This is a genomic window from Blautia sp. Marseille-P3087, assembly GCF_900120195.1.
Lineage (GTDB): Bacteria > Bacillota > Clostridia > Lachnospirales > Lachnospiraceae > Blautia_A.
The window spans coordinates 1,970,148-1,984,750 of the sequence record NZ_LT635539.1; the positions used below are offsets into that span (position 1 = coordinate 1,970,148).

The 14,603-nt window shown below is 43.4% G+C and carries 10 protein-coding genes and 1 other annotated feature; of the genes, 5 read left to right on the forward strand and 5 right to left on the reverse strand.

What is annotated here, in order from left to right:
- Positions 1-54: 54 nt before the first annotated feature.
- Entirely contained in the window at positions 55-3,207 is a 3,153-nt protein-coding gene (gene ileS, locus BQ7344_RS09340) for an isoleucine--tRNA ligase (protein ID WP_072522377.1), read from the reverse strand.
- 82 nt (positions 3,208-3,289) lie between these two features.
- Positions 3,290-3,524, reverse strand: a binding site (T-box leader).
- An 801-nt stretch (positions 3,525-4,325) separates the two neighbouring features.
- On the opposite strand from ileS, the gene BQ7344_RS09345 reads away from it, so the two are divergent.
- On the forward strand, positions 4,326-5,564 hold the full coding sequence (locus BQ7344_RS09345; RefSeq protein WP_072522378.1) for a D-alanyl-D-alanine carboxypeptidase family protein: 1,239 nt from the start codon (positions 4,326-4,328) through the stop codon (positions 5,562-5,564).
- Here the strand turns inward: BQ7344_RS09345 and BQ7344_RS09350 are convergent.
- The 4 genes from BQ7344_RS09350 to BQ7344_RS09365 form a co-directional block, all read right to left on the reverse strand.
- Complete coding sequence (locus tag BQ7344_RS09350) at positions 5,547-6,506, reverse strand: 3'-5' exonuclease (protein WP_072522379.1); 960 nt, start codon at positions 6,504-6,506, stop codon at positions 5,547-5,549. The two genes, BQ7344_RS09345 and BQ7344_RS09350, sit on opposite strands and share 18 nt — an antisense overlap.
- A gap of 198 nt (positions 6,507-6,704) precedes the next feature.
- Positions 6,705-8,213 (reverse strand): S1C family serine protease, encoded by a 1,509-nt coding sequence (locus BQ7344_RS09355; RefSeq protein WP_072522380.1) that lies wholly within the window; start codon positions 8,211-8,213, stop codon positions 6,705-6,707.
- Positions 8,214-8,354: 141 nt separating this feature from the next.
- Positions 8,355-9,002, reverse strand: coding sequence for an L-rhamnose mutarotase (locus BQ7344_RS09360; protein ID WP_072522381.1), 648 nt, complete (start codon positions 9,000-9,002; stop codon positions 8,355-8,357).
- Between the two features lie 95 nt (positions 9,003-9,097).
- On the reverse strand, positions 9,098-9,574 hold the full coding sequence (locus BQ7344_RS09365) for a DUF2284 domain-containing protein (protein WP_072522382.1): 477 nt from the start codon (positions 9,572-9,574) through the stop codon (positions 9,098-9,100).
- 150 nt (positions 9,575-9,724) lie between these two features.
- Here BQ7344_RS09365 and BQ7344_RS09370 point away from each other — a divergent pair, with 150 nt between their 5' ends.
- The 4 genes from BQ7344_RS09370 to BQ7344_RS09385 all read left to right on the forward strand — a co-directional run bounded on the left by BQ7344_RS09370 (position 9,725) and on the right by BQ7344_RS09385 (position 14,561).
- On the forward strand, positions 9,725-10,393 hold the full coding sequence (locus tag BQ7344_RS09370; RefSeq protein WP_015541543.1) for a response regulator transcription factor: 669 nt from the start codon (positions 9,725-9,727) through the stop codon (positions 10,391-10,393).
- 46 nt (positions 10,394-10,439) lie between these two features.
- Positions 10,440-11,468, forward strand: coding sequence for a sensor histidine kinase (locus tag BQ7344_RS09375; protein WP_072522383.1), 1,029 nt, complete (start codon positions 10,440-10,442; stop codon positions 11,466-11,468).
- A 308-nt stretch (positions 11,469-11,776) separates the two neighbouring features.
- Positions 11,777-12,544 (forward strand): ABC transporter ATP-binding protein, encoded by a 768-nt coding sequence (locus tag BQ7344_RS09380; protein ID WP_072522384.1) that lies wholly within the window; start codon positions 11,777-11,779, stop codon positions 12,542-12,544.
- Positions 12,537-14,561 (forward strand): FtsX-like permease family protein, encoded by a 2,025-nt coding sequence (locus BQ7344_RS09385; RefSeq protein WP_072522385.1) that lies wholly within the window; start codon positions 12,537-12,539, stop codon positions 14,559-14,561. The genes BQ7344_RS09380 and BQ7344_RS09385 overlap by 8 nt, the downstream gene beginning before the upstream one ends.
- Positions 14,562-14,603: the final 42 nt, after the last annotated feature.

Here is a 14,603-nt window from a genome sequence, read left to right on the forward strand (position 1 = left end):
CCCAAATTTTACGAATCATGCCCGGTAAATTACCGGGCATGTATTGTTTACAAATTACATTTTTGCAACACCAAGAACAACTGGCTCTTTGTTGATGTTCCATTCTTTTACATAGCCATCGGTTGTGCCCAGAGTCATATCCTCTGCCAGTACTTCAGACATGATTTCCTCTTTGTGGTTCTTCATGAGCTCAAGAATCTTATCATTATCTTTTGCATAGATATGGATCTTATCCATAACTTCAAATCCAGCTTCTTTTCTCATGGTCTGTACCTTGCTGACAATCTCGCGGACAAAGCCCTCTTCGATCAGCTCAGGTGTCAGATTTGTATCAAGAACTACGGAAATATCACCGTCTGCTTCTGTTACATAACCTTCTGTCTGTGCAGTCTCGATCAATAAGTCTTCCTCAGAAAGTTCTGCCTTGTTTCCATCAATATCCAGTGTCAGAAGACCTGTGGTTCTCAGCTCATTCATAGCTTCTGTTCCATTGATCTCTGAAAGTGCCTTACGGATACCATTCAGAAGTTTACCGTATTTTGGTCCTACTGTACGGAGCTGCGGCTTGAAGCTGTAAGAAATAAAGGATTCTACATCGCTGGCGAATTTTACTTCTTTAACATTCAGCTCATCTGCAATGATGTCTGTATAGAACTCACCCATTTCTTTGTCCGCTTTTACGTACATTGTACCGATCGGCTGACGGTTCTTGATATTTGCAGTATTTCTTGCTGCACGTCCAAGAACAACTATCTTGAGGAGTTCTTCCATGTCATCTTCCAGTTCTTTGTCGATCCACTCTTCTTTTACTTCCGGGAAGTCGCAGAGATGGATACTTTCGATTGCCTCTTTATCGATGCTTCTTACAAGGTTCTGGTAGATTTCTTCTGTCATAAACGGAATCATCGGAGCTGCTGCTTTGGAAATTGTTACCAGTGCAGTATAAAGTGTCATGTAAGCATTGATCTTATCCTGCTCCATGCCTTTTGCCCAGAAACGTTCACGGCTTCTTCTTACATACCAGTTACTCATCTCATCTACAAATTCCTGCAGAGCTCTTGCACTTTCCGGAATCTTGTAGTTTGCAAGGCAGTCATCGACAGTCTTCACTACGGAGTTGAGCTTGCTTAAAAGCCATTTATCCATAACCGGAAGATTGTCATAATCTAAAGTATATTTTGTTGCGTCAAAATTGTCAATGTTTGCGTACAGTACAAAGAATGCATAAGTATTCCACAGAGTACCCATGAACTTACGCTGTCCTTCCTGAACAGCCTTGCCATGGAAACGGTTCGGCAGCCACGGAGCACTGTTGATATAGAAATACCAGCGGATTGCATCTGCACCGTATTTCTCAAGTGCATCAAACGGATCGACGGCATTTCCCTTGGATTTACTCATCTTCTGACCATTCTCATCCTGTACGTGTCCGAGAACGATAACGTTCTTGTATGGAGCCTGATTAAACAGGATCGTAGACTCGGCAAGCAGAGAATAGAACCATCCTCTTGTCTGGTCAACAGCTTCGGAAATGAAATCTGCCGGGAACTGTTTTTCAAAGAGTTCTTTGTTTTCAAATGGATAATGATGCTGTGCAAAAGGCATTGCTCCTGAATCAAACCAGCAGTCAATTACCTCCGGTACACGGTGCATGGTTCCACCACATTCCGGGCATTTCAGTGTGATCTCATCGATATATGGACGGTGAAGCTCTACTGTTTTGGCTTTTTCGTCACCGCTCATCTCGAAGAGTTCCTGGCGGCTTCCGATAGAATGCATATGTCCGCATTCACACTGCCAGATGTTCAGTGGTGTTCCCCAGTAACGGTTTCTGGAAATACCCCAGTCCTGAACGTTTTCCAGCCAGTCGCCGAAACGTCCCTTACCGATGCTCTCCGGAATCCAGTTGATGGTGTTATTGTTGCGGATCAGGTCATCTTTGACTGCAGTCATCTTAATGAACCAGGATTCACGTGCATAGTAGATCAGTGGTGTATCACATCTCCAGCAATGCGGATAGTCATGCTCAAATTTCGGTGCATCAAAGAGTTTTCCTTCTTTGTCAAGATCCTGAAGTACAAGCGGATCAGCTTTCTTTACAAAGATTCCTGCATATGGAGTCTCTGCTGTCATATCACCTTTACCGTCTACAAACTGTACAAACGGAAGATCATAGTTACGTCCGATACGGCTGTCGTCTTCACCGAATGCCGGTGCGATATGAACGATACCGGTACCATCACTCATAGTTACATAGTTATCTGCTGTAACGAAGTGAGCTTTCTTTTTCTGTTTTGCTGCTGCCTCTCCTGCACATGCAAAAAGCGGCTCATATTCTTTGTATTCCAGATCTTTACCAATATATTTCTCAAGTACTTCGTATGCCGGTGTTTCTTCGGACCCAAGTTTGCCGAGAACTTTATCAAGTAAAGCTTCTGCCATGTAATAAGTATAACCGTCTGCTGCTTTTACTTTGCAGTAAGTCTCATCCGGATTTACGCAAAGTGCAACATTGGACGGAAGTGTCCATGGTGTTGTTGTCCATGCAAGGAAGTATGCATCTTCACCGACAACTTTGAAACGAACGATTGCTGAACGTTCTTTGACTGTTTTGTAGCCCTGAGAAACTTCCTGCGCGGAAAGTGGTGTACCACAACGCGGACAGTAAGGAACGATTTTAAATCCTTTGTACAGGAGTTTCTTGTTCCAGATTTCTTTCAGTGCCCACCACTCTGACTCGATATAGTCATCATGATAGGTAACGTATGGATTTTCCATATCAGCCCAGAAACCAACGGTTGAAGAAAAGTCTTCCCACATTCCTTTGTATTTCCAGACACTTTCTTTACACTGCTGAATGAATGGCTCCATACCATATTCCTCGATCTGCTCTTTGCCATCCAGACCAAGTTTCTTCTCTACTTCCAGCTCAACCGGAAGTCCGTGGGTATCCCATCCTGCTTTACGAGGTACCATGTAGCCTTTCATTGTACGGTATCTCGGAATCATATCTTTGATAACACGGGTCAGTACATGACCGATGTGTGGTTTGCCGTTTGCGGTCGGCGGTCCGTCATAGAACATATAAGTAGGATCATCTTTACGGTCTTCCATACTTTTTTCGAAAATATGGTTTTCTTTCCAGAATTTTTCTACTTGTTTTTCGCGGTCTACAAAATTCAGGTTCGTATCTACCTTCTGGTACACAACAAATTCCTCCTTTTATTGTAAGAAAATAATCAAAACGGACAAGTCCATTTCCCAGTAAAATAAAAAAACTTCCGTCCTGTAAAAGGACGAAAGCAATTTCCACATTCGCACCACCTGTTACATTGTACGGGCCGGTAGTAATAAACGCCAATACATGTTCCCTTTAACGGCGGAAAACCGTCTCTCCTTACTGAGAATTTCAGGAAAGAAACTCCGGAGTGATCTTCGATAAAAATTACTGGCGCCGGGCTTCCACCTGTCCCCGGCTCTCTGATGTGTTCATTTTTATTTACTGTCTCCATCATGGTTTTTACTTATTTATACGTGCTGTTTTATTATACGGTGTTAATTTTCGATATGTCAAGGTCTTTTTGCGATATTTACGGGGTTTTATCAGGGTTTTGCGGTGATTTTACATGGATTTGACCCTTGTATGAGAAAAACGATTACAGTATAATTGGAAAGAATGATATACTATAAGAAATACTTTGAGAAAACTGCATTCTTTATCAGAGCACATCAACTCAGATGCAGGCTTTGTCGCCTGTAAGTACTAAGACCTATTCTTCCTGTTAAAACCACTCATAAAAAGCCCAAACTCGCTTCGCTCAAACAGTGTGCTTTTTATTCGTAACACAGTCAGAATATGCCTAAGAACTTACAAGGCTCCTGCAGAGCGCTTCTGATTCGATGTGCTCTATAAAAAATCCCAGTTCTTCTCCCCTCCCGGACCGCGGGGCGGCGAACGCTACAAACGGACCGACAGCCTCCCCGCCCCGCTAGCCAGGACTTTAATATTAACAATATGGTGCAGAGAGTCGCAGATATGCTTGAGCTGGCTATCAGACATGTTTGAAATATCCGGTTCTGTATCGCTTGAGAGAATTTGTAGAAGTACCCAAGGTACAAATCTTTGCGTTGTATGAAAAAAGGCACTGTCTGAGCGTAGCGAGTTTGACTTTTTTTCATACGCTCTTAGCAAAGGCATGTACCTCTGGTACTTCTGAATTCTCGAACCTGATACAGAATCCGGATATTTCATGGCATGTAAAGATAGCTCCCTCAACACTATCTTTTCCTCTGCTCCAACATTTTAATATCAGAAAGGTACACATATGAATATAAAAAGAATACTCCGGCGTCTTCTGACCGCTACTCTCTGTTCTGCCGTATTTATCGTGCAGGAAGTCCCGGTCTTCGCCACAGACAGCTACGGTGCGCCTCTGGTCACAGCCACACCGACGCCCAACCCGCACACCGCCTATTACACTCAACCCGCCGATACAGATTCCATCGAAGGCTGGGTAAAAGCGCCTCAGATCGAAGGAGAATCTGCAATCCTTGTCGACATGCTCTCCGGTACCGTCCTTTACTCCAAAAACGCTGATAAAGCACAGTATCCGGCAAGCATCACAAAGATCATGACCGGTCTCCTCGGCTGTGAAAATCTGGATCCGTCTGCAAAATTTACCATGACTGAATCCGCTGCCCGCAGTATTACCGAATCCAACAGTTCCAGCATCTACGCAGATACCGGCGAAGAATTTACAATTGAGCAGGCACTGATGGCGGTCATGCTCCAGTCCGCCAATGAAATGACACTGGCAATCGCAGAACTCACTTCCGGCTCCACCAAAAAATTTGTCGAACAGATGAATCTGAAAGCCCGTCAGCTCGGCTGCACCAACACACATTTTAACAACCCAAACGGTCTGCCGGATGAGACACATTACACCACAGCTTCCGACATGGCAAAGATTGCCCGTGCCGCATGGTTCAACTTCACCTTCCGCAAATTTGTAACAACCGGATACTACGAAATCCCACCGACAAACAAATTCGCAGAAACACGTTATCTCCTGAATCATCACAAAATGATGAGCGGACAGACTTATGCGTATGATGGGGTCCTCGGCGGCAAAACAGGCTACACAGAAGCTGCCGGCAATACCCTTGTCACCTATGCAAAAAATGATAACACCTACCTCGTAGCTGTTGTCATGCAGTCTGTAAATGGTGCCTATTCCGACACAAAAGCATTACTGGATTACGGATTCAACAATTTTTCCAGATCAAAACTAACCGACCTGAGAAAAGAAATTTCCCGATCCTGTCTGCCTGCGGAAAAATATATCCTCAAAGATTACAAAAACTTTACTTTGTTCCGTATGCGGCGGAACGGCTACGTCTCACTGCCAAAAGGTACCGACGTAAACCAGCTTTCAAAATCGTATTCCATGACAAAAAATCTGGCAGGTCTTCCCCTTCTGACCATCACATACAGTTATAACGGCCATGAGGTTGGAACTGCCAGATATTACCAGACACGGCTCCTCTCAGACGAACTTCTCTGACTGCCGTTTAGTCTGTCTTTTCTTGCGGAGGGAATCCCGTTTTTCACGGATTTCTTCCGCTTTTTCTTCATCAATTCTCTTTAATGTCTTGATCGCATAAAATGCATCTTCATCTGTATGGCGGATTCGCACTTTTCCTTTGATATAGCCATGTTTCTGACAAAAAGATACACTTTCATATGCCCTTGAATTATTCATAAACCAGCGGATCTTACGCTTCGCCGGCATATGGCAGACCGGACATTTTGTGCTTGCCACTTCCCGATCCTTTATAACTTTCTCTTTCTCAGCAAATTCACGTGATACATACTCATCATAATTCGGATATGATAAATAGATTTCTTCTTTTCTGGTCTTCGGATTCTGGTATACATCAATTGATGGATTTGCAAGCACCGCCGGCATATCCAGACGCTTAAATATCTCACCGGTATATTTCGCATCTGTCAGTGCCCGGTGGAACTCCTGCGCTTTCGGAAGATGCATCTTGTCGATTGCATACTCCAGACTCCGCCTGCATGGATCTTCATTATAACAGATACCATAAATTTTCTGTGCATCGTAATATGTGACCGGACCTTTGATTTTCGAAAGCATCCCATAGTACTTCATATTACGCTGCAGTTCCATCACATCCTGATTGCCCCACGTACAAAATACCCATTCCTCTCCGCACCAGTCCAGAAACTCATCTGCTGCCTGCGGAAAAGACACACCATCTGCAAGATCCTTATAATCCACATGGATTACTTCGTGTATGCTGTCATGAATCCAGTTATATACCTGAGGTTTCACAAGTCTCTGAAAAACATCCACCACTTCTCTCTGCTCATTCATCTTGACCGCACCGATCTCAATGATCTCAAAAGGCAGACGACTGTTGGAATATTTTTTGCCGCCGGGACTCTGATTCCACTCAAGATCAAAAACAATATAGTTCATACAGTAGTTCCTTCTTTTTATTTGCAATACAATTCAACTCATTTTTTCTCTGTTGTCTAGTATAACAGACAGATTCGTTTCTTTCAACAAAACAGCACACACCTGCGGACAGAAAAAGACCGATACCATTTCCCGGTACCGGTCTTTTCTGCTTATAAAATTTATTTTACGGAGATCTGAAATCCCGCAATCAACTGATTAATTGAGAAATCCAAAGAACTGTTCATATGTAGCTCCGTCTGGTTCCTGATTCTCAAAATCCTCAAGAAGACTGTCTGTACTCTGGTCTTCATCATCGCCCTGATCCTGGCTGTCCTGTGAATCAGATTCATCTTTTGAATCATCCTTTGAATCTTTGTCGGAATCTGTATCTTTATTTTCGCCAAGTGTTACGGTTACAGTTTTTTCTTTATATTCCCCGCCATCCGCAACTTCAAGAGTTACTTCAACTTCTTCACCTGGCTCATAATACTCAAGGCGGCTTACCAGTTCATCAGTACTGCGGATTCTCTTGCCATCGAATTTTGTTATGATGGATTTTTCTTTGATACCTGCATCCTCAGCTGCGCCACCTTCTGTTACTTCAGAAACAAGCACACCTTCCGGTATTCCGTAATACTGAGAAGCCTCATCACTTACTGTCATACCTGTGATTCCAAGTACACCGTGATTGTCAACTTTGTCTCGTGGAGTCTCATTCATCAGGTCTTCAAGAGTATCTGTAACATCGGAGATTGCAATTGCATAACCCATACCTTCAACTTCTGTAGAAGCAAGTTTTGCTGAGTTAATACCGACAACTTCACCATCCATGTTCAGAAGTGCACCACCACTGTTACCAGGGTTAATTGCCGCATCTGTCTGAATCAGGTTTGTTGCATCAGAATCTTCATCCTCTTCTACGCCCTCTTCATTGAGTTTACGGTTCTTTGCACTGACAATACCGGTTGTTACAGACTGTCCGTAACCAAGTGCGTTACCGATTGCAACGACCTGCTCACCAACTTTCAGATCATCAGAGCTTCCGATCGTAGCTACTGCAATCTGATCCATCGTATCATCAGAAATATCTGAAAGAGCTACAGAAACAACTGCAAGGTCTTTGTCCTCATCATAACCATTTACGGTTGCTTCATAAGTCTCACCATCAATACATGTAACAGATACGGTATCTGCTCCACTTACAACATGATAATTGGTTGCGATCAGAAGGTTGTCATCGTTCTTTCCTACGATGATACCGGATCCACTTCCCTCAACTTCCTGCTGAGTAGTGAATCCCTGGCTGCCGCCAAATCCGTAAGCGCCAAGGTAACTCTGTACATCCTGAACAGATTTTGTTGTGATTGCTACAACGGATTTCATTCCTTCTGCAACGATATCAGAAACATCAAGGCTTCCTTTTGTCTTTGATTCGGAATCATCTTTGCTTTCTTTATCATCTGATTTCTTATCAGCACTCTTCTTCTTTGATTTTGTCTGAAGAAGTGTGGTATTGTCTTTATTGGATGCAGCTTCTACTGTACTGCTGTTCCATCCGGTAATTGTATTGATTCCTTCAAAGGAGCCTGCTGCAAGACCACCGGCAAGTACTGCACAAAGAGCAATGCCTGCTGCCTTTTTCACTTTTTTTCTCATTCTTTCTTTTGGATCGTTATCATTATTCATATTGTTGTTCATCATTGCGTTGTTATTTTTATCGCTCATCAAAATCCCCTCCTTAGGATCATTACGTTTCACTTTATAAAATCTTCCAGTGAATCGCTATCTCTGTTTCTTTTTTCCTTTTATGTCTAAGAGTATAAAGAGGATTTGTGTTTACTTTGTGGGAAAATTGTGATGAAATTGTTAATTATGCCATGCAAGACGTTTTACATCTGCGTGAACATCACCTGTCATCCAGTCTACATCGTTTGTGATCCAGTCCATGATACCAAGCTGGCGCATTTCCCATTCAACTGTCTGCTCTCTTGCTTCAACAGTTTCTTCTACTTCCATGGTTGTATCGATCTCATCATATCCGAAGATATATCCACCGGCACTCCAGATACTGAAGTTGCTGTCCGGACCCGGATCTACGGTGTCGCCTCTCTGTGCGATCAGTCCGTCATGGCGTCTCTTGTATTCTTCCTCGCATCCTGTTTTAAGCTTTGTCATAAACATTCTGTGACGGATCAGTTCTTTATTTTCTCTTACAATACCAAAGTTGTGGTACATCAGACGCATATCTTTGCCCGGTGTGGAAATCCAGTCAAAAGTATCTTCAATCTTTGCAGTGACAGCATCTTTTGCTGCATTTTCTTCCTCACTTAACGCTGCACCATCTTCATTTTCATAGTAGCCGAAGATTAAATCTTCTGCATTCCAGATACTGAAATTCTTTACTTTATTGCGGTCAAGAAAAGTGGTCAGCTCCGGCCAGATCTCACCCAGTTTTTTGCGGTAGTCGTTCATTCTGCCGGCTTTTACTTTCATTGCAAATGCATGTCTTTCCATAATAAAAAGCCTCCTGTATTTAAATTTTGTCGTACAACTTTGTCGTTTTTATTTTAAGTCCATTCCCGCCAAAAATCAATGATGTAATATCACATTCATTCATGAAACAAAATCTGTGAAAAATACCTCACCATTCCGTCATCGGTCCAGCACAGCATCCCTGCTGCATCTGCCATTTTCTGTGCATCTACGCAGTATGCCGACATACAGGAGTTGTGTTTGTACGGTCCGGCGCTCATGATCAGGACATCCGTTTTGCCATCTGCTTTCATTTTTTCTGCAAGTTCTTCAGTCATTTTGTTCTGCAGAAGCTTGTCTTTCTTGTACTGTACCGGATCATGTGTATCTTCCTGCATGGTCTGCAGCACCAGAGTTTTTTCATACTGCAATGCACGCTGTTTCATCTCTTCCACGGTCCCGCTCTCCGGCGGACAGGCCGGATTTACATTGTAACAACCGCATAAATTTTCTTCACAGAACATCCGGTATTCCGGTACAAAAACAAGCTGCGTGGTATCCATGACGGCAGCTCCCGAAAATCCCAGAAAGATTGCCTCCTTCACCAGATCCATATCAAAATCTCCCTTCTGTCTTCATCATGTAATTCTTATCTCAGACGTCAAATAATTCCTTTATCCTTATAATGCCACAAACTGAATTTTGTTGCAATCTTTCAAGGACATGTTATGATAAGCATAAAACTGTTACAGAAAGGAGCACCCATGTACCGTATTTTTATCATCGAAGACGATGAGATCATCGCAAACCTTCTGAAAAAGAATCTCTGTTCCTGGGGATATGATGTCTCCTGCGCACAAGATTTTTCCAATATTATACAGGAATTTGCCCGTCTCGATCCGCAGCTCGTCCTGCTGGATCTGAAGCTGCCATTTTACAATGGTTTTCACTGGTGTGAGGAAATCCGCCGAATCTCTCAGGTACCGATCATCTTTATTTCCTCCGCTGCCGATAACATGAATATGGTCATGGCAATGAGCCGCGGCGCCGATGATTTTATTGCAAAACCATTTGACATGGATGTCCTGACTGCCAAAATACAGGCCATTCTCCGCCGCACCTATTCCTTCGGGACTCCCGGAAATGTACTGGAATACAAAGGTGCTCTCCTCAATCCGCCCCGCTGTACCCTGACCTGGAACGGCCACGATATCGCCCTTACCAAAAATGAGCTCCGCATTCTGGAGATTCTTCTCGAGCACGCCGGCAAAACAGTTTCCAGAGATGCGCTCATGACAAGACTCTGGGAAAGTGACAGCTTCGTTGACGACAACACATTGACCGTAAATATTACCCGCCTGCGCAGGAAACTGGAAGGTGAAGGCCTGAAAGATTTTATCATCACCAAAAAGGGGCTTGGCTACATGGTATAATACAAGAAGCACTGTAAGGTAATTTCTTATATGGAGCAATCACTTTATGAAACTCTTTCTCGACTACCTGAACAAAATAAAATTCCATATCCTGCTGATGATTTTTTCGACAATATTTACAGGGATCATTTTTTTCCTGTATCAGCTGTCGCCTGAACCGGTCCTGTACGTTGCACTCCTCTGGCTTCTGGCAGGACTTACCGCATGTATGACTGGCTTCAGTAACTACAGGAAAAAGCTGCAGCAGCTTACACTTGTAGCCACAGCACCGGATATCAATCTGTCCCGTATGGATACACCATCTGATCAGATTGAATCTCTTCAGCAGGATATCATGCATCGTCTGAATCAGATGCGTATGAATGTAGAAACCGCCGGCCAGAAATCTCTGGAAGAAATGACCGATTACTATACCATGTGGGCACATCAGATCAAAACTCCTATCTTTGCCCTGCGTCTGCTCCTTCAGGAAAATCCCTCCACAAATAAAGAAGCTCTCGCCGAACTTTTCAAGATTGAGCAGTATGTCGAAATGGTTCTCGGTTATCTTCGTACAGAAGACATGTCTTCTGATCTGACACTTTCCTGCTGTTCTCTCGACTCGGTCATCCGCGATCAGATCCATAAATACGCCGGAATTTTTGTTTCCCGGAAGCTTTCCCTCACTTATGAAGGAATCTCTGAAAATGTCCTGACCGATGAAAAATGGCTCGAATTTGTGATCGGGCAGATTTTGTCAAACGCACTCAAATATACCCGTACCGGCGGTATCCATATTTATTTGAAAGATGCTCCTGCCGGGGACGATGTTTCAAACATAACTCCGGCAACTCCCGTTACACTCGTAATCGAAGACACCGGCATCGGCATTCGTGCTGAAGACCTGCCTCGCATATTCGAAAAAGGCTACACCGGAGTCAACGGACGGGAAAGCAATCGTGCGACCGGAATCGGTCTGTACCTCTGCAACAAGATCATGAATCGCCTTGGCCATCGCATTTATGCAGTTTCCGAAGAAGGAAAAGGCACGAAAGTTTTTCTGGAATTTTCTCAGAATAACCTGACAATGTACTGATCTGATGCTGACTATGGGATAAAATTCATCGTAACTGTTCAGTACCCTCACAGTTACGAGTCAAAATGCATTCCAAATCACCTTCGGTGATGGCATTTTGCCTTATATGTCTCGGGATTTTGGCAAAAACATGCCAAAACACCTCGCGGGATACTACCTTCTGAATAGTTACACTTCATCAAATAACTTTTTTGAAATCACCTTACAGAAATGTAAGGTTTTTTCGTATATTGTAACCTGCTTCGATGGCAGAAGCCGGGAAAAATTTCTATACTGGTCTCATCAATCAAAAGAAAGGAGCCCCGGTTATGGCTTTACTTGAAGTAACAAATATCAAAAAAATATACAGCACCCGCTTTGGCGGAAACAAAGTGCAGGCACTTTCCAATGTCACTTTTTCTGTAGAAGAAGGTGAGTTCGTCGCGATCATGGGCGAATCCGGTTCCGGAAAAACCACACTGCTCAACATCCTTGCATCTCTCGACCGTCCGACATCAGGAGAAGTTCTTCTCGAAGGAAAAAACATCGTCCACCTTACAGAAAAAGAAATCTCCGCTTTCCGAAGAAAAAATCTCGGTTTTGTTTTTCAGGATTTTAATCTTCTGGACACTTTTTCCTTACGCGACAACATTTATCTCCCACTCGTACTTGCCGGAGAAGATTACCGCGAAATGGAGCAGAAGATCCGACCGATTGCAAAAACACTTGGAATTACAGAGCTTCTGGACAAATTTCCATATGAAGTTTCCGGCGGCCAAAAACAACGTGCAGCTGTTGCAAGAGCACTGATCACAAACCCGAAACTGGTTCTTGCTGATGAACCGACCGGCGCACTCGACTCCCGTGCTGCATCTGCACTTCTTTCCATGTTTGGCGAGATCAACGAGGAGGGACAGACCATTCTGATGGTCACACACAGTGCACAGGCAGCAAGTCACGCATCCAGAGTACTTTTTATTAAAGACGGAGAAGTTTTTCATCAGATCTACAAAGGCAGTAAATCCCGTCAGGAAATGTATCAGATGATTGCCGACACACTTACTATACTGACGACGGGCGGTGAATATCATGCGTAAAGGAATTTTTTCAAAACTGGCCATCCAGAATATCCGCAACAATAAAAGTACCTACATTCCTTACATGATCACCTGCATCTTCTGCATCGCCATGATCTATATGGTGGAATTCCTTCGTGACTGCCCGACACTTGATCAGGCCGCCCGCCATGCTGCCGAAGTCCGCATGATACTTTCCACCGGAGAAATCATTGTTATTATCTTCTGTGTGATCTTTTTGATCTACAGCAACAGTTTCCTGATGAAACGAAGACAGAAAGAAATCGGACTTTACAATGTTCTCGGTCTGGAAAAAACACATATCGGCATTGTTATGCTGCTGGAAACAATTATCACAACCGTGATCTCCCTCACAGCCGGAATCGCAGCCGGAATTCTTGGCAGCAAACTTGCGCTCCTTCTTCTGCTTCGACTGCTTCATATTCCCGCTGTACTTGGATTTTATGTCTCATTAAAGGGAATTGTTATCTGTATGGTGATGTTCGGCGGAATTTTTTTACTAATTCTGTTCTTAAATCTTGCCAAAATCCGCCTGAACCGTCCCGTCGAACTACTTCACGGCAACAATACCGGTGAAAAAGAACCTAAAGCAAAATGGATTATGGCTCTGATCGGCTTTGTCTGCCTTGGCATCGGTTATTACCTTGCCATCACAACAGAGTCTCCAATCAGTGCAATTTCCATTTTTCTTCTTGCGGTAATTCTTGTTATGGCAGGAACTTATCTGCTCTTTACTGCAGGCAGTATTGTGATTCTGAAATTTCTTCGCCGCAGAAAAAAATTTTACTACAAAACCAGCAATTTTATCAGCATCTCCGGCATGCTTTACCGTATGAAACAGAATGCGGTCGGTCTGGCAAGCATCTGTATTTTAAGTACCGGCGTTCTGTTGATGATCTCCATGACGGTCTCCATTTACTTTGGCATGAATGATATTATGGTAAACCGTTATCCATACGATACGGATCTTTCCATTACCGGTGTCAGCGAAGAAGAATGTCAGACTGCCATAGATGCTTTTGAAAAAGCAATTTCCGATAATGCTGTTCCTGTAGATAAAAAAGCAGAAGAAATCTATCTCACGATCATCAGTCATTTCGATCACGGGCAGATTCAGATTGCAGAACAAAATACATTACGCGATTCTGCTTCCGTACTGACGCTCTCCCTTGTACGTCAGTCAGAATATGAAAAACTGACCGGAACAGATCCTGCATTACAGGATGGTAAGATTCTTGCGTGGGCTTCCAACATTTCTGAAAAATCAGATTCTCTCACTGTCAATGATTCCGTCTTTTCTGTAAAAAAATGGCTGACGGATTCTCCTCTGACCTGTGGACAGGATATTGTCTATGGTAATGCTGTATTTGTCGTTACTGATTCTGATTTTGAAAAATTTGACGAGATGCGTACAGAAATGTATAAAGATACCTCCGCATCTCCTGCCGGACAGGATCTGACTGTTCATCTCGGTCTGGACATCACCGGTTCTGATTCAACCAAAATCGCCTATGGTACACCGGTGCTGGATGCAATAAAGACTCTGAAAGATAATGGACAACTGTCTGATAACTCCTGGATCACTTCCGGAATACGTGCGCAGGAATACGATTCCTACTATGCAGACAACGGTTCTCTTCTATTCATTGGAATATTCCTCGGTTCTCTTTTCCTCATGGGAACTGCCATGATCATCTACTACAAACAGATTTCAGAAGGATACGAAGACCAGAACCGATTTGAAATCATGCAGAAAGTAGGATTGAGTCACCGGGAAGTCAGAAGTTCAATCCGCCGCCAGATCCTGATGGTATTTTTCCTTCCTCTTCTCATGGCAATGCTTCATATTTCGATGGCATTTCCACTGATCCGCCGGATGCTCCTGCTCTTCGGCATGACAAACACAAAACTGTTCATCGGCTGTACTGCCGGAACAGTACTGATCTTTGCTCTGGTATACGGTCTGATCTACATCATGACTGCAAAATCTTATTATCATATCGTGGAACGAAAATAGAATTTAATAAACTAAACAAGGCCCCTCACCTGCAGAGTCTCA